At 70.4% G+C, this 26,706-nt stretch carries 20 protein-coding genes; 11 read left to right on the top strand and 9 right to left on the bottom strand.

Translation table 11 applies throughout. The features are described from left to right. Nucleotides 1-1,047, top strand: coding sequence for a zinc-binding dehydrogenase (locus tag ABT324_RS02920; protein ID WP_351170596.1), 1,047 nt, complete (start codon nt 1-3; stop codon nt 1,045-1,047). A 52-nt stretch (nt 1,048-1,099) separates the two neighbouring features. Here ABT324_RS02920 and ABT324_RS02915 read toward each other — a convergent pair whose 3' ends face one another. The 5 genes from ABT324_RS02915 to ABT324_RS02895 all read right to left on the bottom strand — a co-directional run bounded on the left by ABT324_RS02915 (nt 1,100) and on the right by ABT324_RS02895 (nt 8,137). After that, nucleotides 1,100-2,752 (bottom strand): pyridoxal-dependent decarboxylase, encoded by a 1,653-nt coding sequence (locus ABT324_RS02915; protein WP_351170593.1) that lies wholly within the window; start codon nt 2,750-2,752, stop codon nt 1,100-1,102. Between the two features lie 16 nt (nt 2,753-2,768). Next, the gene (locus ABT324_RS02910; RefSeq protein ID WP_351170590.1) at nt 2,769-4,124 is read right to left on the bottom strand and encodes a M20/M25/M40 family metallo-hydrolase; all 1,356 of its coding nucleotides are present in this window, start codon (nt 4,122-4,124) and stop codon (nt 2,769-2,771) included. A 472-nt stretch (nt 4,125-4,596) separates the two neighbouring features. Continuing rightward, nucleotides 4,597-6,093, bottom strand: a complete 1,497-nt coding sequence (locus ABT324_RS02905; protein ID WP_502949675.1) for a SulP family inorganic anion transporter — start codon at nt 6,091-6,093, stop codon at nt 4,597-4,599. A gap of 163 nt (nt 6,094-6,256) precedes the next feature. Further along, entirely contained in the window at nt 6,257-6,661 is a 405-nt protein-coding gene (locus ABT324_RS02900; protein WP_351170584.1) for a MerR family transcriptional regulator, read from the bottom strand. Between the two features lie 72 nt (nt 6,662-6,733). Beyond that, complete coding sequence (locus ABT324_RS02895; protein ID WP_351170581.1) at nt 6,734-8,137, bottom strand: MFS transporter; 1,404 nt, start codon at nt 8,135-8,137, stop codon at nt 6,734-6,736. Between the two features lie 70 nt (nt 8,138-8,207). Here ABT324_RS02895 and ABT324_RS02890 point away from each other — a divergent pair, with 70 nt between their 5' ends. The 4 genes from ABT324_RS02890 (at nt 8,208) to ABT324_RS02875 (ending at nt 9,898) form a co-directional block, all read left to right on the top strand. Beyond that, nucleotides 8,208-8,810, top strand: coding sequence for a TetR/AcrR family transcriptional regulator (locus ABT324_RS02890; RefSeq protein ID WP_351170578.1), 603 nt, complete (start codon nt 8,208-8,210; stop codon nt 8,808-8,810). A gap of 88 nt (nt 8,811-8,898) precedes the next feature. Then, nucleotides 8,899-9,114 (top strand): hypothetical protein, encoded by a 216-nt coding sequence (locus ABT324_RS02885; protein WP_351170575.1) that lies wholly within the window; start codon nt 8,899-8,901, stop codon nt 9,112-9,114. Nucleotides 9,115-9,182: 68 nt separating this feature from the next. Beyond that, nucleotides 9,183-9,557: a PH domain-containing protein gene (locus ABT324_RS02880; RefSeq protein WP_351170572.1), complete on the top strand. Its 375-nt coding sequence runs from the start codon at nt 9,183-9,185 to the stop codon at nt 9,555-9,557. Continuing rightward, the gene (locus ABT324_RS02875; protein WP_351170712.1) at nt 9,461-9,898 is read left to right on the top strand and encodes a beta-ketoacyl synthase N-terminal-like domain-containing protein; all 438 of its coding nucleotides are present in this window, start codon (nt 9,461-9,463) and stop codon (nt 9,896-9,898) included. The genes ABT324_RS02880 and ABT324_RS02875 overlap by 97 nt, the downstream gene beginning before the upstream one ends. On the opposite strand, the gene ABT324_RS02870 is transcribed toward ABT324_RS02875, so the two are convergent. Continuing rightward, complete coding sequence (locus ABT324_RS02870; protein ID WP_351170569.1) at nt 9,864-11,465, bottom strand: helix-turn-helix domain-containing protein; 1,602 nt, start codon at nt 11,463-11,465, stop codon at nt 9,864-9,866. The two genes, ABT324_RS02875 and ABT324_RS02870, sit on opposite strands and share 35 nt — an antisense overlap. A gap of 702 nt (nt 11,466-12,167) precedes the next feature. On the opposite strand from ABT324_RS02870, the gene ABT324_RS02865 reads away from it, so the two are divergent. After that, the gene (locus tag ABT324_RS02865) at nt 12,168-12,491 is read left to right on the top strand and encodes a GrpB family protein (protein ID WP_351170566.1); all 324 of its coding nucleotides are present in this window, start codon (nt 12,168-12,170) and stop codon (nt 12,489-12,491) included. A gap of 171 nt (nt 12,492-12,662) precedes the next feature. Here the strand turns inward: ABT324_RS02865 and ABT324_RS02860 are convergent, their stop codons facing one another. After that, entirely contained in the window at nt 12,663-12,920 is a 258-nt protein-coding gene (locus ABT324_RS02860; RefSeq protein ID WP_351170563.1) for a hypothetical protein, read from the bottom strand. A 745-nt stretch (nt 12,921-13,665) separates the two neighbouring features. Between ABT324_RS02860 and ABT324_RS02855 the strand changes: the two genes are divergently transcribed. The 5 genes from ABT324_RS02855 (at nt 13,666) to ABT324_RS02835 (ending at nt 23,025) form a co-directional block, all read left to right on the top strand. Further along, nucleotides 13,666-17,499 (top strand): non-ribosomal peptide synthetase, encoded by a 3,834-nt coding sequence (locus tag ABT324_RS02855; protein ID WP_351170560.1) that lies wholly within the window; start codon nt 13,666-13,668, stop codon nt 17,497-17,499. A gap of 288 nt (nt 17,500-17,787) precedes the next feature. Further along, nucleotides 17,788-19,104 carry a Shedu immune nuclease family protein gene (locus ABT324_RS02850; protein WP_351170557.1) on the top strand — a complete coding sequence of 439 codons (1,317 nt, stop codon included), beginning with the start codon at nt 17,788-17,790 and terminating at the stop codon, nt 19,102-19,104. Nucleotides 19,105-19,285: 181 nt separating this feature from the next. After that, on the top strand, nt 19,286-20,518 hold the full coding sequence (locus ABT324_RS02845) for a sensor histidine kinase (RefSeq protein WP_351170555.1): 1,233 nt from the start codon (nt 19,286-19,288) through the stop codon (nt 20,516-20,518). Beyond that, nucleotides 20,515-21,192 carry a response regulator gene (locus ABT324_RS02840; RefSeq protein ID WP_351170552.1) on the top strand — a complete coding sequence of 226 codons (678 nt, stop codon included), beginning with the start codon at nt 20,515-20,517 and terminating at the stop codon, nt 21,190-21,192. The genes ABT324_RS02845 and ABT324_RS02840 overlap by 4 nt, the downstream gene beginning before the upstream one ends. A 612-nt stretch (nt 21,193-21,804) precedes the next feature. Continuing rightward, nucleotides 21,805-23,025 (top strand): acyltransferase family protein, encoded by a 1,221-nt coding sequence (locus ABT324_RS02835; RefSeq protein ID WP_351170549.1) that lies wholly within the window; start codon nt 21,805-21,807, stop codon nt 23,023-23,025. Nucleotides 23,026-23,032: 7 nt separating this feature from the next. Here the strand turns inward: ABT324_RS02835 and ABT324_RS02830 are convergent, their stop codons facing one another. Further along, nucleotides 23,033-24,556, bottom strand: a complete 1,524-nt coding sequence (locus ABT324_RS02830) for a type 1 periplasmic-binding domain-containing protein (protein WP_351170546.1) — start codon at nt 24,554-24,556, stop codon at nt 23,033-23,035. A 23-nt stretch (nt 24,557-24,579) separates the two neighbouring features. After that, entirely contained in the window at nt 24,580-26,562 is a 1,983-nt protein-coding gene (locus tag ABT324_RS02825; RefSeq protein WP_351170543.1) for a hypothetical protein, read from the bottom strand. Between the last annotated feature and the right edge of the window lie 144 nt (nt 26,563-26,706).

Genomic DNA, 26,706 nt, shown 5'->3' with positions numbered 1-26,706 from the left:
ATGAACACCATGCTCGCCGGACGGCTGCACGTGCCCAGCGGCCGGTTCCGCGTCGAGGAGGTCCCGGTGCCGGTCCCCGGGCCGGGGGAGGTGCTCGTCGAGGTCAAGGCCGCGGGCGTGTGCCTGTCCGACGTGCACTTGGTCGACGGCACCCTGAAGCCGTTCGTGCCCACCGAGGAGCTCACCCTTGGCCACGAGGTCGCCGGGGTGGTGCACTCGCTCGGCCCGGACCTGCGCGGCGACTGGACCCCGGGCACCCGGGTGGCGCTGCAGGCCGGGCAGAGCTGCGGCGAGTGCGCCAACTGCCGCCGTCGCCGCGCGCCCTGCCTGGCGGTCCGCACCCGTGGCGTGGACTACGACGGCGGCTGGGCGCAGTTCGCGATCGCCCGCGAGGACACCCTGGCCCCAATCCCGGACCAGCTGCCCTTCGACCAGGCCGCGATCATCCCGGACGCGGTGTCCACCCCCTACGCCGCGATCGTGGCCACCGGTGAGGTCCGCCCGGCCCAGGCGGTGGGCATCTGGGGCGCGGGCGGCCTGGGCGCGCACGGCATCCAGCTGGCCCGGCTGGCCGGGGCCGCCCCGGTCATCGCCGTCGATCCGCTGGCCAGCGCCCGGGAACGCGCCCTGACCTTCGGCGCCGACCTGGCGCTGGACCCGGCCGACCCGGACTTCACCGCGGCGGTCCGGCGCGCCACCGACGGCCATGGCCTGGACGTCGCCTTCGACTTCGCCGGGGTCCCCGCGGTCCGGGAGCAGGCGGCCACCGCGCTGTGCCGCGGCGGCGCGATGGTCCTGGTGGGCCTGGCACCCCAGCCGCTGACCATCGCCGACGGAACGCGGTTCAGCTGGAACAAGAACCAGGTCCGCGGCCACTACGGATCCGGCCCCGAGCACGTCGAGCAGCTGATCCGGCTGGCCGCCACCGGCCGCCTCGACCTGTCCCCGTCCATCACCGACCACCTGCCGCTGGCGGAGGCCGAGGAAGCGGTCCACCGCCTGGAGAACAAGACCGGCGACCCGGTCCGCTTGGTGCTCGTGCCCTGAGCGCGCGGGCCCCAGCCGCTCGAACAGCTGGGGCCCTCCCGGCGTCAGCGGATCACATGAAGCCGCGGTTGATGCCCAGCAGCGCCTGCCACTCGGCGGACTCGGACGCCTGGTACTCCGCGGGCGCCTGGGCGTGACCGGTGTCCTCCGACGGGAAGGCGTCGGGTGCCTTCAGATCCGCCAGGAGCTGCTTCAACGTCCCCTCCCTGGTGACGTGCGGCATGACGAACAGGTGGCACATCGTGGTCTTCTCGTCGATCGGGACGCTCGCCAGCGAGTACTTCCGGACGATGTGGGCGGCCGGGCGCAGGAACCGCACGCTGAGCGTTTCCGGCGTGTACCCGGCCAGCAGGTCCCTGCCGTGCAGCCTCCCGAGCTCCCTGATCTCCTCGTAGGTCCAGCGGGCGAGCTTGACGCTCTCGGCGATGCGTTCGACCTGCTCGTCCTCGGAGACCTTGGCGAGGTGGTTCCACAGCACGATGGGGGAGAAGCCGTTGCGCGACCCGGCGAAGGTGGTGTCCGGCGAGGCGACGTAGGCGGCCATCGGCGGCGGTTGCAGCTCGAACTGGCGGCGGGTCATGTAGATCCCGCAGGGCCACGGCGACCCGGGGTGCTTGTGGCCGCTGGTGACGATCGAGCTCACCTGCGGGACGCGGAAGTCGAAGTCCGGGATTTCGACCTTCTCGCCGCCGAGCTTGCCCTCGGCCTGTGCCTTCTTCAGGTACGGCAGGTACGAGGCACCCAGCGCGCCGTCCACGTGGATCCAGAACGCCCGCCGCTTGTCCTTGACCGGCTTGCCGCTCTTGGTGTTGACGGTGAACTCCCGCTCGTTCATGGAGTACTTGCTGAACACCGTGTCCTGGAGCCGCTTGGCGATGTGCCCGACGTCGTCGTAGGCGCCCTTGAACGTGGTGCCCAGGTTGCACACCAGCAGCACCGGGTGCCCCCGGCGGGCGAAGAAGTCCACAGTGGTCACGAGCTTCTCGACGTCGATGCTGCCGTCGTTGTTGGACGGGATCTCGGCGGGCCAGCCGTCCTGGTAGCCGCAGCTCTCGTACTCGGCGGCGTCGCGGTAGTACTTGTTGCCGACCTCGCCGAAGGTGGGGATGGCCAGCGTGTGCGCGGCCTTGGCGACCGAGTAGTGGCTGTCCTCGGAGAAGAACGCCACCGGCTGCAGCGCGTTGGCCCGCTTGGTCGGGCTGTCCAGGTAGGCAGCCTTGACCTCGGCCTGCGACATGAGCAGACCCGGGTCCGCACCGGGGTGCGAGAGCAGGATCTTGCCGGAGAGGTAGTCCCGCGCGTTGAGCAGTCCGTAGACGTTGCCCTCGGAGCTGCCCATGGACAGCACGTAGCCCCACGCGGTGTTCCACGCCTCCTCGGTCTTGGCCTCGTCGTGCGGTGCGATCCCCCACAGCTCGGCGTACCGCTTGAGCACGGCCCGCTCCAGCGGCTTGGTGTGGGTGCCGAGGTTGGAGTCGACGTAGGGGTCACCGATGTTGTTGGTGTGCACGCCGAGGAACGGCGCCAGCTCCTCCACCAGCGAGCTCAACTTCTGGTTCACCTGGTAGCCGAGGAAGTGCGCCTGGTAGTAGTCCAGGTACTCGTGCAACTCCTTGAGCCGGGCTGTGCGCTCGTCGTCGCTGAGCCCCTTGGCGGTCAGCTCGAACGCCTTGTCGTCCAGCTTCGGTGCCTTCTGCTCGGTCATCTCGTCCTCCTGGGGATCACTGCTGGGACAGGGACTTGAGGAACAGGGCTTGGGCGAGCGTCATGCGCTCCAGCTCGCCGAGGTCGACGCTCTCGCCGGGGGCGTGGATGCGAGCGGCGGGCTCCTCGGTGCCCCAGAGCAGCACGGGTGCCTTGGGGTTGCGCGCCTGGAGCAGGTTGACCAGCGGGATCGACCCGCCCTGGCCGAGCGTGGTCGGGGCCTGCCCGTAGGCCTCCTGCAACGCGGCCTGCGCCTTGGCGAAGGCGGCTGAGTCGGTCCGGGCCTCGAACCCCTCGCCGCCCCCGATGCCGGTCACCTCGACCGGCAGGAACCACGGGCGGTGCCGGTCGATGTGCGCGCGCAGCGCCGCGATCGCCTCGTCCGGCTGCTGGCCCGGTGCGAGCCGGACGCTGATCCGGGCCGTGGCCTCGGGGCGCAGCGCGTTGATCGCCTCGCCCATGGTCGGCACGCCGTCGAGCCCGGTGACGTTGATCGACGGCTTGAGGTGGAGCCGCTGCGAGGCGGAACCGGTGCCGATCAGCGGTACGCCGCAGCGCACCCCGGCGTCGCGCCGGTAGGTCGCCTCGTCGGGGTAGCCGGGACTGGCCTCGGGCTTGCTGAGCAGTCCTTCGACCGCCACGTTCCCCTTGTCGTCGTGCAGCGTGGCCAGGATCCGGGCCAGCGCCATGAACGCGTCCGGCGCCGGGCCGCCGTACATCCCGGAGTGCACGGGTGCGTCGAGCGTGCGGACCGAGATGTCGACCTGGGCGATCCCGCGCAGCGTGGTGGTCAGCGCCGGGTGGCCGACCGCGGTGCCCCCGGTGTCGGCGACGACGTAGGCGTCGGCCTTGAACCGCTGCTGGTTCTCCGGCTTGGCGAGGAACGCCTCCAGCGATCCGTTGCCGCTCTCCTCCTCACCCTCGATGAGGATCTCCAGGTTCACCGGGGGTTCCTTGTCGAACGCCCGCAGCGCACCGATGTGCATCATGATCCCGGACTTGTCGTCGGCCGCGCCGCGGCCCTGCAGGCGCCCGTTGACCTCGGTGGGGTTGAAGGCCACCGCCTCGTCCCACGATCCGGCCGGTTGCACGTCGTAGTGGGCGTAGAGCAGGACCGTGGGTTTGCCGGGCTGACCGGTGATCGTGCCGTGCACCGCGGGTGCTTTGGAGCCGATGTCCAGGAGCGCGGCGTCGCTGACCCCGGCTCCGCGGAGCAGCGACACGACCTTGTTGGCCGCTTCGGTGGTGGCGCCGCCCGCGACCGACTTGATCTTGACCAGCTCGATCAGGTCGGACTTCAGCGCGGGCATGAGCCCCGCGACCTTCTCCTTCAACGCGGTTCCGCCGGTTGTCGTGGTGATGCCAGTGCGCATCGAACTCCTTCGTCTGGACGCGCGGGACCGCGCCACCTGCGAGCGCAGGCGGCGGAGGGTCTGGTTACTTGTGGGGGGTTCCCGTGATGAGGTTGTCGACCGGTCAGATCCGCAGGAGCAACAGGTCCTTCCACAAAGGACTGGCAATGCGGCGGTGCGCTGGATCACCTTGCAACAGAAGGGGAAACCGGCGCACCCTGACCTCGCGAACCTCGGTTGAACGGGATGCCTCCTGTATCCCACAGCGGTGGATCCGCTCGCGACCAGAACGGGGGACGTTCACTCGCCGGTGGTCGAGAACATGCGTTCAGCCCAGTGCGTTCTCACGATCAGTGGCCCCCAGGTGGGCCGAAAGATTGATCTTGAAGATCACACCGCCGCCGTGCCGGATCGATGGCATAGCCATGCCTTGCATATGCCAGAGAAGCGAACGGCCCCTGCCGGGGAGCAGGGGCCGTTGGCTGGAGCGGGATCAGTGGCTGCCGGACAGCTCGCCGCTGAGCCGGTCGTGGATCTCGGCGCTGCGGGAGTTCAATCCGATGATCTCGACGGCCTTGCCGCGCGACCGGTACTTGGTGGTGATGGCATCCAGCGCGGCGACGGTGGAGGCGTCCCAGATGTGGGCGTCGGTGAGGTCGATGACGACCCTGCCGGGGTCGCCCGCGTAGTCGAACTGGGTGACCAGCTCGTTGCTGGAGGCGAAGAACAGCTCGCCGGAGACCCGGTAGACGACCTCGGTGCCGTCCGGGTCGGTGACGGCGGTGACCTCGACGAGGTGCGCGACGCGGCGGGCGAAGATGACCATCGCGGTGATCGCGCCGACGACCACGCCGATGGCCAGGTTGTGGGTGGCCACGACCACCGCGACGGTCACGACCATCACGGTGATCTCGCCAGCGGGCATCCGCTTGAGGGTCTTCGGGGCGATGCTGTGCCAGTCGAAGGTGCCGACGGAGACCAGCACCATGACGGCCACGAGCGCGGCCATCGGGATCTGCGAGACCAGCGGCCCGAAGGCGATGCACAGGACCATCAGGAACGCACCGGCCAGGAACGTCGACAACCGGGTGCGGGCGCCGGCGGTTCGGACGTTGATCATGGTCTGGCCGATCATCGCGCAGCCGCCCATGCCACCGAAGATCCCGGTGACGACGTTGGCGATGCCCTGGCCGATGGACTCCCGGGTCTTGTTGGAGCGGGTGTCGGTGATGTCGTCGACGAGCTTGGCGGTCATCAGCGACTCCATCAACCCGACCAGCGCGAACGCCAGCGCGTAGGGGGCGATGAGCCCGAGGGTGCCCAATGTGGGCGGTACGTCGGGGATGCCGGGCACCGGCAGCGAGGACGGCAGGGTGCCCTTGTCGCCGACGGTGGGCACGGCGATGCCCGCGGCGACGGTCAGCGCGGTAAGCGCCACGATGGACACCAGCGGCGGCGGGACGACCCTGGTCAGCTTCGGGAACAGCACCATGATCACCAGGCCCGCGGCGAACAGCGGGTAGACCGGCCACGGCACGTCGACCAGCTCGGGCACCTGAGCCAGGAAGATGAGGATCGCCAGCGAGTTGACGAAGCCGACCATGACGCTGCGCGGCACGAACCGCATCAACTTCGCCACCCCGAGCGAACCCAGGACGATCTGGAACACCCCGCCCAGGATGACGGTGGCGACCAGGTGGTCCATCCCGTGCTCGCGGGCCAGCGGGGCGACCACGAGCGCGATCGCGCCGGTGGCCGCGGAGATCATCGCGGGGCGCCCGCCGACGACCGAGATGACCACGGCCATGGTGAACGAGGCGAACAGCCCGATGCTCGGGTCGACCCCGGCGATGATCGAGAACGAGATGGCTTCCGGGATCAGCGCGAGCGCGACCACGAGTCCGGCGAGGACCTCGGTGCGCAGGACCTTGGGCGACAGCCACGGCGGCCGGGACGGTCGCAGGCGGGTGGACAGCGGGGAACTCGGCACTTCACGACCTGACATGCTCGGGCGCCGCACGGTGGCGCGGGGATTCGGCGGTGCGGCGAACGGTGCCGCGGGCGCGCTCCCGACTCGGGGCGCGGAACTCTACCCTCACGTTAGATGAGGGTTGCCCGTGCGCCCCAGCCCGCCGCCGCGGGTGAGGTCGGTATCACTGCCGGGCTCGGCCGGTGCGCTCGTGCCCGGTGCCGAGGTGCGCCCGGAGGGTGGCGGCGAACTCCTCGGCGATGCGCAGCTTGGCGCGCAGTTCCTCGCAGCGCTGCTCGGCGGACGCGCTGAACGCGGCCAGCCTGCCCGCCGGGTCGTCGACCTCCGGGCTGGTCGGCGTCGGGTCGATGATCGCCAGCAGCTCGCGCATCTCCTCCAGCTGGAACCCCAGCGGCTTCATCCGCATGATCAGCTTCAGCCGGTCGACGTCCGGCTCGGTGTAGAGGCGGAATCCGCCCTGGCTGCGGTCACTGGGCACGACCAGCCCGACTTCCTCGTAGTAGCGGATGGTGCGCAACGACAACCCCGTGCGCTCAGCGACCTCGCCGATCTGCATCCGCTCGCTCACGTCGTTCCCTTCCCAGCCCGGACCCGGCTCCACCGTAATCGACGTGGTTCGGCGCGGGCTGGTGGCCAGGAGTCAGGGCGCCCGCCGGTCGCGTGGTGCGGGCAGGGCCAGCGCCGCCGCGGCCACGACGACGAGCACGGCGGCGATGGTGCGGAAGGCGCTGCCGTACTGCGCGGCGAGTGCTTGTGGAGTGGTGAGGTCGCTGGCGGTGAGGGAGACGAGCACGGCGAGTCCGAGCGCACCGCCGAACTGTTTGGTGGTGTTCATCAGCCCCGAGGCCGCTCCCGCGTCGGCTGCGCTGATCCCGGCGGTGACGGTCGCGGTGAGCGGGGTGTTCAGCAGTCCGCTGCCGAGGGAGAAGACGATGGCTGGTCCGAGAATTCCCGGGAGGTAGCCGCTGTCGGCGGTGATCTGGCCCTGCCACCAGAACCCGGCGGCGGCGATCAAGGCTCCCGTCACGATCAGCGCCCGGCTGCCGACGCGGTCCACCAGCCACGGGGCCAGGCGCGCGGTGACGACGATCGTCAGCACGGTGTGCGGGAGGAAGCCCAACCCGGTTTCCAACGGGCTGTAGTGCAGCGACTGCTGCATGTAGAGGGTGAGGAAGTACCACATCGGGTTCAGGCCCGCCCCGGCGAGCAGCATCGCGACGTTGCCCACCGACACCGCGCGGAGCCGGAACAACCGCAGTGGGATCAGGGGTTCCTGGGCGAAGCGCGCCTCGACCACGAGGAACGCCGCGAGGGCCGCGAACCCGCCGAGCAGGGCGGTGCTGGCCGTCGCCCAGCTGTGCGTGCGGGCTTGGTCGATGCCGAAGGTCAGCGCGGCGAGGCCGCCGGTGGACAGCACCGCGCCGGCCACGTCCAGTGGGCGCCCGCGTCCCTTCTCCGGGGCGCCGGGCAGGTAGCGCTTGGCGAGCAGGACGGCGACCACGCCGACCGGGACGTTGATCAGCAGGATAGACCGCCACGACAGGTACTCGGTGAGCACGCCGCCGAGCAGGTTGCCCGCGGTGCCCCCGGCCATGCCGACCGCGGTCCAGGTCGCCAGCGCGCGCGTGCGCCGGGGCCCTTCGGGGAAGGTCGTGGTCAGGACGGTCAGGGTGGCGGGTGCGAGCACCGCTGCGCCGAGCCCCTGCGCCGCGCGGGCGGTGACGAGCAGTTCGGCGGAGTTCGCGAGACCGCCCGCCAGGCTTGCGCCGGAGAACAGCAGCAGGCCGAGGACGAGTGCCCGCCGCCGCCCGACGAGGTCGGCCAGCCTGCCGCCGAGCAGCAGGAATCCGGCGAAGGCCAGGGCATAGGCGTTGACCACCCACTGCTGGCTGCCGTCGGCGAACCCGAGCGCCCGCTGGACCGAGGGCAGCGCGACGTTCACCACCGAGATGTCGAGCACGACCATGAACTGCGCCGCGCACGCGAGTGCCAGCACCACCCGCCCGGCCTGGGAACCGGCGCGGTCCTCCGCGCGCTGCGCCATCGATCACCGCCCACGTTATGATACGTCTGTATCAGATACGGTTGTACCACAACGACCGGGAGGAGTGCGGGTGCCGAGGACCGTCGACCACACCGAGCGGCGTGCGCAGATCGCCGAAGCCCTGGTCCGGGTTGCGGCCCGCGACGGGCTGCACGCCGTGACGATGCGGTCGGTCGCCGCCGAGTCCGGGGTGTCGTTGCGGCTGGTGCAGTACTACTTCGAGACCAAGGCCCAGCTGCTGCTCGGCGCGCTGCGCCACCTGGAGCGGCAGAGCAGGCAGCGCTGGAGCGACCGGTTGGCCGCCCTGCCGGACCCGGCGCCGCCCCGGGCGTTCGTCGAAGCGTTCCTCGACGAGGCGCTGCCGACCGACGCGCAGAGCCGGGTGTTCCACCTGGTCGGCACGTCCTACGCGGTGCTGGCGATGACGGACCCCGAACTGGCCCGCGAACCCTTCGTGTCCGATGTGGACGAACTCGGGCGCCAGCTGACCGGGGCTCTGGAGCGGGCGAGGTCCCACGGCCAGCTGGCCGAAGGCGTGGACGTCGCCACCGAGGTGGCGCACCTGCTGGCGCTCAACAACGGCCTCGGCACGAGCATCTTGATCGGCCAACGCGCCCCGAGCGAAGCGAAAGCCGTCCTCAGTGCCCACCTCGACCGGATCTTCACCGGTTGACCGCCCTGAGCGGCCTCCGCCGCCCGAACCGGAGGCGCCACAGCACGACGAAGAGCACCCCGCACGCCCCGCGGCGACGAGGTACCCGGTGCTGATCGAGGTGGCCGACGACTGGGACGCCCCTTTCTCGCCACCCGAGGGCTCGTCGCGCACACCTCGGCGCTGCGCGGCGAAGAACTGGGTGCGGGTCGAGCGCCAGACCGCTCGCCGCGGTCGGGGCACCCGGGCGGTGCTGGTGCGCCGGATCGAAGAGGCCTTCGACGCCGTGCCCGGCAGCCTGACCCTGACCGCTCCCGAGAGCTGACCACGTCCGGGCGTCGCGATCTTCGCTACCGTGGTGGGCAGTGTTGGACCTTCGGCAGGGGAGTTCGGGTGGGACTGTTCGGTGGGATGATGGGCAACGCTTCGCGGACCGATCCGCGGGCGGCGGTCAAGGAGTTCGGGCGCCTGCTGGCGCAGGGTGAGGAGATCCAGGCCGCGTACCAGTTGATCCGGGACTCGTTCCTGTTCACCGACCGGCGCCTGATCCTCGTCGACAAGCAGGGCGTGACCGGGCGCAAGGTCGAGTACCACTCGATCCCGTACCGCGCGATCACCCACTTCTCGGTGGAGACCGCGGGCACCTTCGACCTCGACGCGGAGCTGAAGATCTGGCTGTCCGGCACGTCCGAGCCGATCGCCAAGCAGTTCGGCAAGGGCGTCGACGTCTACGAGGTGCAAGCCCTCCTGAGCACCTACGTCCGCTGACCCGCCGAGCACGGCCCGGAAGTCCCCACCGACGAGAACGCCGGTGGGGACTTCTCTTCCCCGGCGCGTCGGGACCTGACGAGCTGTGGGACCTGCTGCGCGACGGCGTCGACGCCACCGGGGCGACACCGCCGACGCGCTACGGCGCGGACTCCCCGCACGCGCCGGGGACGCTCGCCACCCGGCGCAACGGGTACGTGGACGCACTCACCTCGACCTACTTCGACGTGTTCGCGGGCATCAGCCCCGCGACCGCCCTGCGCACCCCGAGGCTGCTGGAACTGCTGGGGCCGCGTGAACCCGGGGTCAGCCCCGCTCCAGCAGCACCGGTCGACCGGTGATCTCCACCGGCTCGGCCGGATCGACCGGTGCGCTGGTGCCGTCCAACCGCCGGACCGTCGTGGTGCCGGGGTCGGGTCGCATCCGCGCGGTGCTCTCGTGGGTCCACCGGATGAAAAACGGCTGGCCCCGTCGCAGGAAGTGGCACTGCCACACGTTGTCCGGCAGGCCCGCTTCGGCGCCGTGCCCGCAGGAGTTGATCTTCGCGTCCGCCAACCAGCGGTGCAGCTCACCGACGAACAGGCCCGCCTTGGTCGGCGGGTACCCGTTGGTCTGCAGCACGATGGGTACCCGGCTGCCGCCCCAACTGTAGAAGTAGGAGCGGTCGTACCAGCGCCAGAGCGAGACCAGGTAGGAGCGGACCGCGTAGTCGGCGGCGAGCTCCGGGTCCACCCGGCTCTGCTGGGTGACCTCGGTCCCCCACCCGGTGGCCCACAGCTGCGGGCCGGTCCGGGCGCGGGCCAGCGTCCGCTCGACCTCCCGGGCGAGCTGCATCATCGTCTCGGGCGGGTCCGAGGCGTCGCGCGGGTACAGCTTGACCGCGGCGTAGTCGCAGTGGTCGTACCCGCCCAGCTCGGCGAAGCGCTGCATGACCTGCTGGTTCGCCGGCTCCCACAGGCCGGTGAAGCCGGGGCAGACGACGTTGGCGGCCGGGGCCAGCTCGCGGATCACCCCGCTGGCGACCCGCGCCATTCCCACCAGCTCCTCGACGGAACCGGTGAAGAACGGCGGGGTCCCGATGTCCCACAGCTCGTAGGACTCGATGCGCCCGTCGGCATGGGTGACCAGGGCGCGCAGGAACTGCTCCCAGTCGGCCAGGTCGTCGGGCGGGTCGGTCCGGGACCCGTCCCCGTACGGCGTCGGCGGGCCGTCCGGGGCGGCCCACCCGGGGGTGCCGCCGAGGACGTAGTCCACCGGCAGCTGCTTGGCCCCGGCGCCCGCGAGGTGCCGGTCCAGCACCGTCCAGTCGAACCGGCCGCGCTCGGGTTCGAGGACCTGCCAACGGGTCTTGGAATCCCACAGCCGCACCGAACCAACCGGGAAGGACGGCATGGCACCGGTCGCGCTGTTGATGGTGACCCCGACGAACTCGGGCGGGACCAGGCCGGGGTTGTAGGTCCAGTTGGGCGCGGCGATGTCCCTCCGCGGCACCTCGGTGCGGTCCTCCGGCAGGTAGGCGTAAGCACCAACGACCGCGGTGATCGCCGCAGCGGCGACGACCAACCACCAGCCGCGCCGCTTCGGTGGCACTGGTGCTTGCTCGACTGGTGGATCGACCTCCTCCGCAGCGGCGGGCGGTTCCTCCGGCTCGGCTTCGCGGTTCGGGTCGTTCGCCTGCTCCCACAGGCGGTAGAGCCCGGAGAGGCTGTCCCGATCGGCGCCGCACACCTTCGCGATCAGCTCGACGGTGCCGAAGCTGGCGGGCACGCTCTGCCCGCTGCAGTACCGGTGCACGGTGGATCGACCGAAGTGCGCCCGGTCGCCGATCTGCTGGTAGCTGAGACCGCTGGAGTGCTTCAGCTCGTTGAGAGCATCTGCCAACGTCCCGGTCCCCGCTGGTCGACCCATGTCAGTCTCCCCAGGTAGGCCGGCATCACCGGACAGGAGTGTCCCACGCGATCACCAGCCCAGAGGCGGAATTACCCAGAAGTGGATGTTTCCGGCCCGCCGCACAGCTGCGTCCTCACAGTGGGATTCCGTCGAGACCTGCGTGGTTCCAATGAAAATTGGACATCCGAGCTCAACCGGAATCGCACGATCCCCGGAAGACGGACCACCCCCTGCGCGCTCGACCTCCCCACCGCGCGTCGCCGAATCGGCCGGACCCGGTGCCGTCACGGTCGTTCGGCGTCACGGGATCGCACCTCGGCACCTCCGTGGCGAGTCGGATCGAGGGTCGGTGTCGAGCCGAGCAGCATCTAGTCCACAGTGGATTAACAAGGCAAGTCGGGTGGGCAAGGCAGACGGAGTAGGCGCTGCGGCGCTTGACCATCTGGGGGAACGTCGATCAAGCGCCGCAGCTGGGTGAGCCGGCCGCAGAAGCGGCGAACTCCGCGGTCGGCTCTTCGGTCGCGAACGTCACTCGCGCGCCTCCACGGTAAACACGCAGATGGCATATACCAACCACCTCTGGTGCATGCCACCCCTTCGGGCGATCAGATCGTTGCCGCGCGGTGACCACAGCCGAGGCCTACGGCTGCGGGTGCGACTTCAGCCTCGGGGCGGTATATCCTGGAGGGCTTCGTTCCCGCCGCTTCGAGGAGAGGGGCAATGCTCCTGGTCGTGCCGGACGCCGCCGACGAGTCGTCCTACCTGCCCGCGCTCGAGTCGGTCGGCTACCTCCTGCGGGTCCGCGAACCGGACTGGTGCGGGCACCGCCTGCTGGAGGGGCCGGACACCGACGCCAACCCGCACGTCTTCAGCTCTGGGAACCCGAGGTCGACCGGATGCTGTGGTTCCGCGACCGGCTGCGGGCCAACGACGCCGACCGCGACCGCTACGCGCGTGCTGGCGCGACGGTTGTGGCGGTACGTGCAGGACTACGCCGACGCCAAGACCGAGGTCGTGGCGGAGATCATGAGCCAGCGCGGCTGAACCAGGCGCCAGCTGGGGAATCGCCCAGTCGCGCCGATGTTTGGGATCGCGAAGCACCCTGCCGCGCAACCGTGCCCATGTCCTGGTCCGGGACGCGCAGGTGTGCCGACCGGCGCGAGGCCGGTCGCCACACCTGGTTCAGCAGTCTTCGGGGGTTTCGCCCGAATCGGGTCAGTCGTTGGCCGCGATGGAGGCGGCGTCGCCACCGATCCCGGCGCCACCGTTGCCCGCGGAGGCGTTGCCGCCGTCGCCGCTGGACAGCGCGCTGATGCCGGAGAGGACGTTCACGCCGAGCCCGCCGTTGCCGCCGGCACCGTTGCCGCCAGCGGCACCGGAGAACGCGTCATCCCCGGCGAAGGCGGGCGAGCCGATGGCCAGCGCCGCGGCGCAAGCAGCAGTGACACCGATAAGACGAAGCGAAGTGCGCATTGCTTGAACTCCCATCCATGTTCTGAAACGGTGCCGGATCGGCATCAGCGGTCCCGGTCGTCCGGGGTCTGAGGGGGTGCGCCGACCGGCATGACCTACGTTGCCCCGAACTCGCCCGATCCGCTCCGGCCGCCACACCATAGGGAGGCAGGGCCACTCGGGCGGACGATCGAGTGGCGCCGACCGGGTGGGGCGGTGACGGCGGAGGCGAAAAAGCCCGCTGCGGCAGGAGAAATTGGCGGAGATCAACTTCGGTCGGTTGTGGATCCGAGTTCCGGAAGTTGGCGGTCGGAACGGCTGATCGGCTCGGTACCCGGGATGTCGGTGGCGACGTCTTCTTGCGCTGTTTGAGCTTTCGCGGCACACCGATTCGGCCATGGTATACGGAATGTCTGTTTTATCCGGATCTCAAGTAGTGGTGGAGATCGTCGTCGGTGGCGGGTGCCTCGTCCAGGCCGACTCCCACTGGCCGAAGTGGATCTAGATGTCACTCGATCGTGCAAACGTGCTGCGGAGTGGCTGGTCAACGGCGATCGACGACCACGTCTGGTCGTGAAAAGTCGCATCCCGCAACGGAATCAGGTGGACTGGCGCGGAGCACGAGGTGTTCGTCGCGAGTCGGTCCGTGCAAAAAGGACGTTCCTGGTGTGCGGGCCGGAGATCTGGAGGGTCGATGCAATCGTCACCCCGACGCGCGGAGTGCGGCGCTGTGTGGATTCCGCGGTCCCGTGGTACGCAGCGTGCCATGCCTGAGGAGACCGACCATGGAATGCTCCCGTTGACCGCTGCCCAGACGGGAGTGTGGTTCGCCCAGGAGTTCGATCCGTCCAACCCCCTCTACCGCGCCGCGGAAGCGCTGGAGATCAGCGGCCCGGTGGACGTGGCGCTGCTCGAGGTCGCGCTGCGGCAGGCCATCGCCGAGACCGAGGCCTTCCGCGTCCGCTTCGGCAGCGACGAACGCGGGCGGGTCTGGCAGACCGTCGAACCGCTGCTGGACTGGGAACTGCCGCACGTGGACCTGCGCGGAGCCGCCGACCCGGTGGCGGCCGCGGAGGAGTGGATGTGGGCCGAGCTCAGCACGCCGGTCGACCTCCGCAGGTCGCCGCTGTTCTCGTTCGCCGTGCTGCGGACCGGGGACGAGGCCTGCACCGTCTACCTTGCGCTGCACCACATCGTCATGGACGGGTTCGGCCTGTCGCTGTTCATCCAGCGGGTCGCCGAGCTCTACACGGCGGCCGAGGCGGAGCAGCCCTTCCCACCGTGCCGGTTCGGGACGCTGGCGCAGATCCTGGCCGACGAAGCCGACTACGAGGCGTCGGAGCGGTTCGCCCGCGACCGCCAGTACTGGGCGGAGCACCTGGCGGACTGGCCCAAGGCGGACCGGACGCGGCGGCTGTCGTCCATCGTGCCGCACACCTTCCTCCGCGAAACGGGGTACGTCACGCCGGAGGACGCCGCGGGGCTGCGGGAGCTGGCCCGGCAGGCGCGCACGAGCCTGCCGCCGGTCGCGATGTCCGCGCTGGCGCTCTACCTGCACCGCTTGGCCGGGGGCGACGAGGTGATGCTGGACCTGACCGTCAACGGCCGGTCTGGCAGCGTCGCGCGCAGCGTGCCGTCGATGGTGGCCAACGTGCTGCCGCTGCGGACCTGGATGACGCCGTCGACCACCGTGGCCGAGCTGGTCCGCACCACCGCGAACAGCGCGAAGGACCTGCTGCGCCACCAGCGCTACTCCTCGTCGCACCTGGTGCGGGACCTGGGCATCGCGCACCACCGCGGCGGGTACCTCGGCGACTGGGGCATGAACGTCATGACCCACGACGGGCGGCTGCGGTTCGGCAGCCACCCCGCGGTGCTGCGCAACCTCTCCAACGGCCCGGTGACCGGGCTCGGCGTCAACGTCTACGACCGGCCCACCGACGGATCGCTGCGGATCGACTTCAACTCCGACCCGGCGAAGTACGACCGCGCGACCACGGCCGCGCACCACCGCCGCTTCCTCGACCTGCTGCACGTGCTGGCGCGCACCGACCCCGAGCAGCGGGTGGGGGAGGTCGACCTGCTCCCGCCCGCCGAGCGCGAGCTAATCGTCAGCACGTGGAACGAGACCGGGCTGGCGGTGCCGGAAGCGACGGTGCCGGAGCTGTTCGAGGCCCAGGTCCGCGCGGAGCCCGACGCCACCGCGTTGGTCTGCGAGGCGCAGCGGCTTTCGGCCGCCGAGCTCAACACCCGCGCGAACCGCTTGGCGCACCTGCTGGTCGAGCGTGGCGCGGGCCCGGAGGAGCGCATCGCGCTGGCCCTGCCGCGCACCGCGGACTACCTGGTCGCGGTGCTGGCGGTGCTCAAGGCCGGGGCGACCTGCGTGCCGCTCGACCCGAGCCACCCCACGGCCCGCCTCCGCACGCTGCTGGCGGAGACCCAGCCGCGCCACGTGCTCACCACCTCGGCGCTCAGCGCGACCCTGCCGCCCGGGCACCCGCTGCTGGTGCTGGACGAGATCGCCATCGACCAGCACCCCGGCACCGACCTGACCGGCACCCACCGGCCGGAGCACGCGGCCTACATCAGCTTCACCTCGGGGTCGACCGGCGGGCCGAAGGGCGTGGTCGTCGAGCACCGGCAGCTCGCCAACCTCTTCCACGACCACCGCCGCGAGCTGGTCGCGGGACGGCGGCTGCGCGCGGCGCTGACCGCGTCGTTCTCCTTCGACACCGCCTGGGAGGGGCTGCTGTTCCTGGCCGCGGGACAGGAGGTCCACCTCGTCGACGACGCGGTGCGCCTGGACCCGGCGGCGCTGGTGCGGCACTTCGCCGAGCAGCGCATCGACTTCGCCGACCTCACCCCGTCCTACCTGCGCCGACTGCTGGCGGAAGGCCTGCTGTCCGGTCCCGAGCGGTTCCCGTGGCTGCTCATGGTCGGCGGCGAAGCGATCGACCCCGCGCTTTGGGCGAGGCTGCGCGACTGCCCAGGTGTCGAGGCCTGGAACTACTACGGGCCGACGGAGTCCACGGTGGATGCGGTGTACTGCCGCATCGAGGGGGAGCGACCGGTCATCGGTCGTCCGGGGCACAACGTCCGGGCCTACGTGCTCGACCGGGCGGGGCAGCCGCAGCCACCGATGGTGCCGGGCGAGCTGCACCTGGCCGGTGCGCAGGTGGCCCGCGGGTACCTGAACCGCGAGGAGCTCACCACGCGGTGCTTCCTGCCCGACCCGTTCGGACCGCCGGGCGCGCGCATGTACCGCACCGGCGACCTCGCGCGGTGGACGGAGGACGGGCTGCTGGAGTACCTCGGCCGCACCGACGACCAGCTCAAGATCCGCGGCGTCCGCATCGAACCCGGGGAGGTCGAGGCGGTGCTCACCCAGCACCCCCGGGTGGTGGAGGCGGTGGTGACGGCGACGCGGTCCGCCGAGCCGGAGCTGATCGCGCACGTGGTGCCGAGCCCGGACCCGGTCGACGCGGTGGAACTGCGCACCTGGGTGGCGAAGCGGCTGCCGACCGCGATGGTGCCCTCGTCCTTCGTCCTGCTGCCCGAACTCCCGCTGACGGTGCACGGCAAGCTCGACCACTCCGCCCTCCCCGCGCCCGCGGTGCGCACTGGCCGCGCTGCCCGCACGCGCCGCGAGGAGCAGCTGTGCGCGCTGTTCGCCGAGGTGCTCGGCGTCGGATCGGTGACCATCGACGACGACTTCTTCGAGCTGGGCGGGCAGTCCCTGCTGGTCGCCCAGCTCGTCACCCGGCTCCGCGCCGAGCTGCGGACCGAGGTGCCGCTCGGTGCGGTGTACGAGGCGCCGACGGTGGCCGAGCTGGCCGACCTGCTGGAACGGGACACCACGTCGAACGCGTTCGAAGCGGTCCTGCCGCTGCGCACCGGAGGCACCCGGCCCCCGCTGTTCTGCGTGCACCCGGTGGGCGGGTTGAGCTGGTGCTACGCCGGTCTTCCCCGCCACCTCCCGGACGACCTGCCGGTCTACGGGCTGCAGTCGCTGGGGCTGTCGCGCGCCGACCGACTGCCGTCGACGTTCCCCGAGCTGGTCGACGGTTACGCCCGCCAGATCCGCTCGGTGCAGCCGACCGGCCCGTACCACCTGCTCGGCTGGTCGCTCGGCGGTGCGCTGGCGCACGCGATCGCCTCCCGGCTGCAGGCCGACGGCGACCAGGTGGCGTTGCTCGCCCTGCTCGACGCGCGCCCGGTCGACCCGCAGGCGCACCGCACCGAGCCCGGCCGGGAGGAAGTCCGTGCGTTGCTGTTCGAGGCGGCGGGCCTGCCCCCGGACGCCGAGCACCACCCGGCGCTGGGGGAGGAACAGCTCGCGGCGCTGACCACGGTGCTGCTGAACTCCGCGGCACTGTTGCCGACCTACACCGAGTCGTCCTTCGACGGCGACCTGCTGTACTTCCGGGCGACCAGAGCCGACCACGTCTCCGACGGCGGAGCCTGGCGCTCCCGCATCACAGGTGCGGTGATCTCCCACGACATCGACTGCACCCACAACGCGATCGTCCAAGCCGAACCCCTGGCCCGCATCGGCCGCCTGCTCACCGACCACCTGCAACGAGAACCCGCAACCACCTAGCAGCCCCGGAAACCCCATCGGAGCGCGGTCCGGCATTCCTCAGATTTCCCCAACGCCCGCACCGTCCTTACCATCGCCCGAACCAATGAGGTGATCTCAGTGGCTTCGGACGGGACGGGGCCCTGGCAGGACAAGGTCTCACCAAGAGATCGTCGTCGCGAGGACCAGGGCCCCATGTGGTTGCTCGTGCACCCCGCTCCGCCTCACCCGCCGAGGCGTACCTCACCCGCACACCCGCCTCTGGCTGTGCGGAGACACTTACGGTTTCAATTGAAATCGTAGGCAAAGGTGACGAGCGCCGATTTTCCCGAGATCGGGATGGAGGTCGGTGCGCATTGCAAGAATGCTGGGCGGTCGCCGGCGGCCCCGGCGGTGGTCACCACAGCAGAGGTGCGGTTGATGACGAGGCCTGCTGACTGGTCGCTGGAACTGCAACTGGAACAACTTGGGCAGGAGGCGGTCGATCCCGATGTCAAGGACGCCGTTGCAGATGCGATCCGCTACATGCGCAGCGGCCGCAGCAGGAACCGGCGCGGTGGGCGTGAACTGGTTCGCCTCTTGGAGATCGTCCGTCTGCGGGCGTCTGAGGAGGCCGAGTGGCGAGTCCTGCAGATGGTCCAGGACTCCCTCGACTACCTGAACGGCGCTCTCCTCCGACCTGATTTCGAGGAGCGCTACCGCATACATCAGGACGAGCAGAGGTCCGAGTCCAACCGCGACTGGGTCGCGAGGACATTCGCCACCCTGCACCACTTCCTGAAGTGGCAGTACCGAGAAGTCGTGGAGAAGCGGCCGACCGCCACCGCCGAGGAGGTGTTGCAGCACCTCCTCGAACTCAGTAATGACGGGAGGTTCGTCGACGCTCCAGCGGACCGTCCCGGTCGCTACCGGGTGGTCCGGGGCCGCTCCGAAATGGCACTGTGGTTGGAGCGCGTCTTTCGGCATCGGATCGACATCGAAGACCCTGGCGAAGCCGCCAGGCGGGTCGTCAGCTCGCCGGACGCGCTCGCTGCACTTGCCGACGACGCCGAGGCATCGGCACTCCTCAAGGCAGCCGAGTTGAAGCGCCAAGCCGAAAGCCTCGTTGAAATTCGCCGGATCGCCGAGGACCCGGACGCCACCGAGCACTCGATGCAGGCGAAGTTGGAAGCGCACCCGTGGATCTTCGGCGGGCGCTTCGTCGGCGCGAGCGCCCGCCGGAGGCTGGTGCCAGGTGACGAAATCGACATCCCGCTGATCCGTGCCGATGGCAGTCTGCACGTCGTCGAGCTCAAGCGATCGATGGGGGTGCCCATCGTCAAGCGTCACCGGAACGCGTGGGTGCCCACCGCTGAGGTTCACGACGCGGTGTCCCAGGTGATCAACTACCTCGTGGGGCTTGATGAGCATCGCAAGCGCATCCGCGACGAGTTCGGGGTTGAGACCAGGCGCGCGAGTGGGATGGTCATCATCGGGCACCCAGCTCACCACTCCGAGATTGGCGAAGAAGAGGTCGATGAAGCCCTCCGCCTGTTCAACTCGCACCTGAGCCGCGTAGAGGTCATGACGTACAAGGACCTCCTCGACAGCGCCGAACGCGCGTTGACCTGGACGAATCCCGGTTGAGCACGTACAGCGCGCCCTGCTGCACCGCGACCACGGCGAATTGCCGGTGAGTGGTCGGTCGAGGCGAGTTCGCGACGGTTCCGCGCCGGGCTGGAATGGTCTCGAGTTGCGGTTCGGTGGGTCAGGGGTGGCCGGTAGGCTCTGCGGAGGGGTCCGGCGACTGTGGAGTTGAGGCTGCGGGATGGCGAGGTCTGCGCGCCGGGGTGTTCCGGGGGAGCGGTCGGGGATCCAGGTCAAGCCCGTGGTGTGGGCCGCTGGGGTGATCGGGGTCCTCGCACTCGCGCTGGTGTGCGTGGCCATCCCGCTCAACGCCGCCGCGTTCGGAATGTGGGTGCCGCTGGCGTTCCTGCTCAGCGTCGCGCACGCCGGGGCGCTCGGGGGCGCCTTGTTCTACCCGCGCGCGGCGGGCGTCGTCTCGTGCGTTGCCGTGTTCCTGCTCGCGGTCGCGAGTGCCGGTTCCACGGACATCTGGCCGGTGTCGGTGACGACGCTGATCGGGCAGGCGTTGGTGGTCGGGGTGCTCGGGGCCCAGCACGCGTGGCCGGTCGGCCTGCTGTGCTGGGGCGGTGGAGTCGCGGCCGCGGTGGCTGCTGTGCTCGTTCCGCACGAGGTGCCGGTGAGCGGGAACCTCGTGGTGTTCAGCTCGATCACCGGTGGCGTGCTCGTCGTCGCGCTGATCGTGCGGCAGTGGCAGCAGATCTCCGCGCAGCTGGTGCAGGAGCGCAGGCTCAGCGCCGACGAGCACGCCAAGCGGGTCATCGCCGAGGAGAAGACGCGGGTCGCCCGCGAGCTGCACGACGTGATCGCGCACAGCATGTCGCTGATCAACGTGCAGGCGACCACCGCGCAGTACCGGCACCCGGGCCTCGACGCGGCGATCGTCGCCGAGTTCGACGAGATGGCCGCGGCGTCGCGGCAGGCGTTGAGCGAGATGCGGAGCGTGCTGGGCGTCCTGCGCAGCACCCAGACCGACGGCGAGCTGGTCCCGCAGCCCGGGCTGGGGCGCATCCCGGAGCTGGTCGACAGCGCCCGGCGGGCGGGCGTGGACATCACCGCGCACGGGGTGGAGCTGCTGGCGGACCGCGAGGCGAGCGGGATCGCGGGCATCGCGGCGTTCCGGATCGTGCAGGAAGCGCTGAGCAACGTGACCAGGCACGCGCCCGGCGCGCGGACCGAAGTGCGGTTCGACCGCTCCGGCGACGAGCTGACGATCGTAGTGCGCAACGGTGCTCCGGAACACGCGGCGAACGCGGTGCAGGGCGGTGGCCACGGCCTGGTCGGCATGCAGGAGCGGGCCGCGATCGTGGGCGGCACGGTTAAGCACGGCCACCTCGACGGCGGGGGCTACGAAGTTCGCGCTGTGCTGCCGCTGCGCGAGAAGAGCGATGAACCTCAGGAGCAGGACGTCACATGACCACCAGAGTGCTCGTCGTCGACGACCAGGCCATGGTCCGGGCGGGTTTCGCCGCCCTGCTCGACGCGCAGCCGGACATGGAAGTCGTCGGTGAAGCCGACAACGGTGCACGTGCGCTTGAGATCGCGCACGAGGCGCAGCCCGATGTCGTCGTGATGGACGTGCGGATGCCGGTGCTCAACGGGATCGACACGACCCGGGAGCTGGTGAACCCGGCGGATCCCGGTGCGCACGTGCCCCGAGTGTTGATGTTGACGACCTTCGACATCGACGACTACGTGTACGAGGCGATCAGGGCTGGGGCCAGCGGGTTCCTGCTGAAGGACGCGCTGCCCGCCGACCTGGTCGCCGCGGTGCGGGTGGTGGCCAGCGGGGAGGCGTTGTTGGCGCCCAGCGTGACCCGGCGGATGATCGAGCACTTCGCGCGGACGGCGGCTCCGCCTCGGCGGAGTCCGGCGCCCCGGTTGGCGGGGTTGACCGAGCGGGAGCGGGAGGTCCTGGTGCTGGTGGCCCAGGGGCTTTCGAACGGGGAGATCGCGGCGGCCCTGGTCATCGCCGAGCAGACTGTGAAGAGCCATGTCAGCCGGATCATCGGGAAGCTCGGTGTTCGGGACCGGGTGCAGGTGGTCATCGCTGCTTATGAGGGTGGGTTGGTTTCGGCTTCGGGGGAGTGAACCTGGGGGTTCTGGAGATGGTGGCGGGGTTGGGGCGACGGTTGGAGGTGCTGTTGGGTGGAGGTTGTTCCGGGGTTCGAAACGGTTGCCGTCCCTCTCGATTAATCCTGCGCGGCGAGGTGGGGCAATTTCAATCGAAATTGCAACCCTCGCCATTCGTCGGACGGCCGTGCGTGGGGTTCTGGTTGTGAGCTGCTTCCTGGGGTGGGTGCCTGACCTCTGGTGGTGAGGTCTGCTAGGGGAATGAAGTGTTGATGTTCCTGGGGTGAGCTGAACTTGTTGTGGTGACGGCTCGTTCTTCTTGGGGCTTGGGTGGTGTGTTGTGGTTCGGGGTGGTGGAATCCTTATTCAGGGTTTTTGGATCACGGGTTGGGTTCGTTGTTGTGGGGTTGGTTCCTGCTGCTCGTAGTACCTGGGGTGGGGGTGGCCCGTACCGGGGTAGGGGGTGGGAATGGGCTCTTGGGAGTGATGTGGTTGGGGGTGTTCGGTTCTTAGGCTTCTCCTGCCTGGTCCTGCTCGGGGACTTTTCTTGGGAGAAGTGTTGTGACTGTTGTGCGTGCCGGTTCTGGGCCGGTTGTTGGTGCTGCCGGTTCCGGGGTTTTCCGGGATCGGGTGCTCGATCTGGTTCGGGCCGGTTGCCTGGTGGTGGTCGTGGTGCTGCACGCCATGATGGCCGGGATCCGGGTGGACGGCGACGGGGTGCGGATCACCAACGCCCTGGAGGGCCAGGGGTGGTTCACCCCGGTTTCCTGGGTGATCCAGGTGATGCCGCTGTTCTTCGTCGTTGGGGGGTTCGCCGGGGTCACGCAGTGGCGGCGGATGCGTGGTGCCGGGGCCGCCCCGGCTGACTTTGTGCGGACCCGGCTCGTTCGGCTCGCCCGGCCCGCGGTCGTCGCCTTCGGCGTGATCGCTGCGGCGCTGGCTGCCGCGAGCGCAGCTGGTGTTCCCGGGGAGCTGCTCGCGCAGGTCGGGTTCCGGATGGGGCAGCCGATGTGGTTCATCGGCGTCTACCTGGGGACCACTGCGCTGGTGCCGCTGCTGTGCCGCCTGCACGAGCGCGCGCCGTGGGTGACGTTGGCGTCGCTGGTGGCGTTGGCGCTCGGCGTCGACCTGCTGGTGATGGCCACCGGGGTGCCGGTGCTCGGGTTCGCCAACCTCGCGTTCGTGTGGCTGGCCGCGCAGCAGATCGGCTTCTTCTACGCCGACGGCTGGTTCCGGTTCCGGTCGAACGGGCAGCTGCTGGCCGGGGCGCTCGGCGCTCTCGGGCTGCTGCTGGCCAGCACGACGAGTGGCCTGTACCCGGCCGACATGCTGGCCAACCTCAACCCGCCCACCACGAACCTGGTGCTGCTCGGCGTGGTCCAGGTGTGCTTGCTGGCGCGGTTCGCCGACCGCCTCGCGGTCTTGGTGGACCGCCCGGAGTGGCGCGGCGCGGTGGACGCCATCGGCAAGCACTCGATGACCGCCTACCTCTGGCACATGCCCGCCATGGTGCTGTTCGCGGCCGCCCTGCTGGTGCTGGGGTTCCCGTGGCCGGAACCGCTCGGCTTGGCGTGGTGGCTGACCAGGGGCGCGTGGCTGGCCGGGATCGCGCTGGTCCTCATCCCGCTCGCCGCCCGTCTGGGCCGGTTCGAGCGCGGGACCTCAGGGATCCCGCGGCGCACGAGGGGGTTCGCCGCAGCCGGTGTGGTCGTCGCGATCACCGCCGTCCTCGCGGTGCTGGTGGCGGGTTTCACCGTCGTGTCAGCCATGATCGGCGCGCTCCTGCTCCTCGTCGCGCTGCGCATGCAGGAAGCCCCGGCGAAGACCACTGTGGACAGCCATGCGGGCTGACGCCGGGCTAGTGGCAGGAGAACTCGAAGGAGGCACCGGTGGGCGAGGCGACGTCGACCTGCTCGATCTCGCCGGACGGTTCGAGCCGCATGATCGGGAGGGGCTTGGCGACCGGGTTGCCGTGGCTGTCCGCGGTGAAGGCGATCTTGCCGGTGGCGCCGGGCAGCGGGTTGTCGCAGCCGTAGGTGTTGTCAATCCAGTCCGCCACCTCCTTGATGTTCTCCTGGACGTTCGGCACCACGCGGGCGGTGCCCACCGCGAGCAGCAGGGCGTCGTGGTGCGCCATCGCGTAACCGTCCCGCAGGTCGTCGTCGAGGTCGAGCTCCGCGAAGGCCTCCGCGAAAGCCCGGTAGTTCTTGCGGTTGTCGGTCTGGTCGGTGCGCTCCCACATGTCAGCGGTCGCCACGCTGGTGTAGTAGACGTCGGCCTTGATGCCCGGCATTTCCGGCAGCGGTCCGCCCAGCAAGCTGGACGCGTCATCGCTGGTCAGCACGTCGATCTTGGGCATGCCGCAGGCCCCGCGCTGGCCCACCGCGCCCAGGAAGGCCTTCAGGTCCGCACCGCGACCGGCGAAGTAGACCACGTCCGGCTTCACGAGGCAGATCTGCGTGTAGATGGGGGCGAACTGCGGTTGCAGGTAGGTGGCGCGGTCGACCCCCTTCGGCGGTTCGGACGGTGAGGTGAAGACCTGCTCGCTGGGCACGTCGTGCCCGAAACCCGCCCGGTAGGCCTGCTGGAACGCGTCCCCGAGCGTCCGCGCGTAGATGTCGCTGGTGCTGTCGTCGCGGACCAGCATCACCTTCCCGCGGTCGCGTTCGCGCAGGTACGAGACCGCCGCGTTCGCGGCGTCGACGTTGGGCGGGGTGATCCGGTGAAAGCGCTCGATGAACTCCTCGGTCCCCGGGTCCCGGTTCATGTTGTCGGCGCTGGCCAGGGCGCTGATCACGGCGATCTTGGCCTTCGACAGCGCGCTGGCGGCGGCACGGGTTTCGACGAGGCTCTGCCCGAGGCCGATGACCGCCACGATCCGCTGCTCCTCGCGGTGCGCCAGGATTTCGTCTACCGCCTCGGACTGCCAGCGCGCCCCCGGCCCGTAGTTGGCCAGCAGCAGCTTCACCGGCGGTGCCTTGCCCACCACCGCCTCGGTGTTGGCGCGGTGCTGGGCGGCGATCGCGCCCATCACGCCGTGGTGAACGTTCAGCAGCGCCGCGCTGTCCGAACCCGGGACGGGCGTCATGTTGTTGAGCAGCACGACGGTGATGAAGTCGTCCCCGGTGATCTCGGCGTTCTGGGCGTCGATCCGCCGCTGCAGGTCGAGCATCACCTCGTCGGAGGAGAACGGGGTGCCGTCCAGGCTCAGCCCGACGCACTGGCCACCGGCTGCCGACATGCCCGCACCGCAGCGCTCCCACGGCCGCCACCAGGCCAGGCCCCCGGCCACCACCGCCACCACCAGCAGCGCCGAGACCAGCTTGTGCCGTCGCCACCACGGCCAGGGGCGCACCGGGGAGGACGTCCGTGCTGAGGTCATCGCGAGGTCCAATCCGTCGGGTGCTAGAACAGCCGCTCCGCCTGGCGCGCGGCCTCGTGGAGGGCGGCGACGTCCGATCGCCGGGACAGCGGTGCGAGCTCGCGGAAGCACTGCGCCACCAACCGCTTGAGCTCGTCGTCCGGCCCGGCCAGCGGGTTGGCCACCAGCCAGGCCGCGGCGACCAGGCGGGCCAGCACGTTGCGCACCGCCGAGCGGTCGTCGACGTCGCCGCGCAGGTCCTCGCCCACCAGTGCCTGGTAGAGCGCGTCGTGGTCGAGGTGCAGCGGCTTGTTGTCCGGTGCGCTCGTCACCAGCGCGAGCAGGTCCACCCAGTCCTGGTTCGGGATCCGGTCGAACCGCTCCTCCAACATGTCCACGACTTCGGCGAACTCGCCCAGCGCGAGCAGGCAGTAGGCGCGCCGCTCCGGATCACGCCGCACGGTGGAGTCGTCGAGCATCGCTCTGAACTGCGCATCGTAGGACGGTTCCGAGGTGCGTGCGGCCAGCGCGGCGAGCAGGGTCCGGGCGATCCACGGGTGCAGCACGGTGTGGTCCTCGGTGCCGCCGCGCCGCTCCGGGGCGATCACCCACAGCGCGGAGCGGAGCTCGGTGAGGATGCGCCCGATCTTGGGCTGCGACACCCTGCTGCCTGATTCGGCGGGCACCAGCCACGGAGCGGTCGCCCACGCCGCGGCCGTGACGAACTCCTCGATGTCGACATCCAGCAGGCGGTGCGACAGCCGCAGGTCGTCGAGGCGTTCCCGGCAGGCGCGGGTGGTGTCCTCGGGCCACAGCGAGTCACGCCGCCGCTGGTCCAGCTGGCGCCCGTCGAGCAGGTCCTTGATGGTCCGCACGGCTTGCGGCAGCCCGCCGCTGGCGCGCTGCGCGAGCCTGGCCGCGGGGGCGCGGATCCCGGTGCCGAGGATTCGGGCGGTCTCCTCGACCTGCAGTGGTTCCAGCAGCACCGGGAGGTAGGTCGCGGTCGGCCTGGGCTGGTCCGGGTCGGTGCGCCAGTAGCCGGTGGCCGTGCAGCGCGGCACCACCGCCACGTCGGCGGGCTTGCTCTCCACCGACCGCCACGGCGGGTGCCAGTCGGACTCCCACTCCGGGTGCCAGCGGCCGCTGGTGGCGACGAGGAGCAGCGGGTCGTGCTCCTCGTGCTGGCGCAGGTGCCGCTCGCGGGCGGCGGTGAGGTCCTCCAGGAACCGGAACCCGCGGCCGTGGTCGACGTTGTCGACCAGCAGCACCCAGTTGTGCAGGTGCGGTTGGCCGGCCGGGTTCACGCACGCGCACGGGCTCTTCGGCTCGGGCTTGGCCATCGTGGGGTGGCTCTCCCGCACGTCCGCCAGGAACGCGGAGGTCAGCCAGCTGGTCATCTCCGCAGGGTCGGCCCGGCCCCGGATGCTGAGCTGGATCAGGGCGTCCAGCGGACCGGCGCCCTCGGCCTCCGGGATGTCGGCGTGCCAGCGCTTGGCGCTGGACAGCGGCCGGCGGCCGACGTGCCGGATGAGCGTCGGCAGCAGGTTGGCGGTCGCCGACAGCAGCGGGTCGAGGAGTGGCTCGGCGGCGTCGGAGAGGGTTTGGAAGATCTCCGCGGTCCGCTCCGCGGAGGGGTTCCTGGCGAACTCCTTGATCGCCCGGTTGAGCTTGTCCCTGGCCTGCTCGCGGTCGTCCGGTAGCGCGGCCTGCGCGGCGATCAGCCCGAGCGCGAAGCGGGTGAACCGCGGGGGCTTGCGGGCGGGCCAGCGGCGGGACAGGTCGAAGGCGATCCGGGCCAGCGCCTCGACGGTGGTCAGTTCCTCCCGGGCGAAGTCCAGCGGCTGGTTGTGCACGACGCCGCTGCCGCAGTCCCGCGAGATCGAGGCCAGCGCCTCGGTCTTGCCCGACCCGGTGGGGCCGAGCAGTACGACGACCGGCTGCGGACCGGCGGTTTCGCCGACCCCGCGGTTCCACAGCAGGCGCCGGGTCAGCGAAGCGCTGTCGGTCAACCTCGCCGGATCCGCCATCCCTGCACCTCGCAATCACGCTTTGCGCCCGCGGAGTGACCCACGCTACTCGCCTTGATCACCCGGGTGGCCCAAAACGGGGGAATTGCCGCAGGCGGGGGCCGCCGGAACCGGGTGTCCACAGTGGATCAGCCTGGCCGTGGC

It is taken from the genome of Saccharopolyspora sp. NPDC000359, from assembly GCF_040300525.1.
In the GTDB taxonomy this organism is placed as follows: Bacteria; Actinomycetota; Actinomycetes; order Mycobacteriales; family Pseudonocardiaceae; genus Saccharopolyspora.
This window is presented reverse-complemented; position numbering and strand designations above follow the sequence as displayed.

Bases quoted from the DNA above. Each gene is read 5' to 3' on its own strand.
- ABT324_RS02910 (WP_351170590.1), bottom strand. From the start codon at position 4,124: ATGCGCACTGGCATCACCACGACAACCGGCGGAACCGCGTTGAAGGAG.
- ABT324_RS02855 (WP_351170560.1), top strand. From the start codon at position 13,666: ATGCCTGAGGAGACCGACCATGGAATGCTCCCGTTGACCGCTGCCCAG.
- ABT324_RS02895 (WP_351170581.1), bottom strand. From the start codon at position 8,137: ATGGCGCAGCGCGCGGAGGACCGCGCCGGTTCCCAGGCCGGGCGGGTG.
- ABT324_RS02915 (WP_351170593.1), bottom strand. From the start codon at position 2,752: ATGACCGAGCAGAAGGCACCGAAGCTGGACGACAAGGCGTTCGAGCTG.
- ABT324_RS02920 (WP_351170596.1), top strand. From the start codon at position 1: ATGAACACCATGCTCGCCGGACGGCTGCACGTGCCCAGCGGCCGGTTC.
- ABT324_RS02865 (WP_351170566.1), top strand. From the start codon at position 12,168: ATGCTCCTGGTCGTGCCGGACGCCGCCGACGAGTCGTCCTACCTGCCC.
- ABT324_RS02870 (WP_351170569.1), bottom strand. From the start codon at position 11,465: ATGGGTCGACCAGCGGGGACCGGGACGTTGGCAGATGCTCTCAACGAG.
- ABT324_RS02840 (WP_351170552.1), top strand. From the start codon at position 20,515: ATGACCACCAGAGTGCTCGTCGTCGACGACCAGGCCATGGTCCGGGCG.
- ABT324_RS02825 (WP_351170543.1), bottom strand. From the start codon at position 26,562: ATGGCGGATCCGGCGAGGTTGACCGACAGCGCTTCGCTGACCCGGCGC.
- ABT324_RS02845 (WP_351170555.1), top strand. From the start codon at position 19,286: ATGGCGAGGTCTGCGCGCCGGGGTGTTCCGGGGGAGCGGTCGGGGATC.
- ABT324_RS02860 (WP_351170563.1), bottom strand. From the start codon at position 12,920: ATGCGCACTTCGCTTCGTCTTATCGGTGTCACTGCTGCTTGCGCCGCG.
- ABT324_RS02830 (WP_351170546.1), bottom strand. From the start codon at position 24,556: ATGACCTCAGCACGGACGTCCTCCCCGGTGCGCCCCTGGCCGTGGTGG.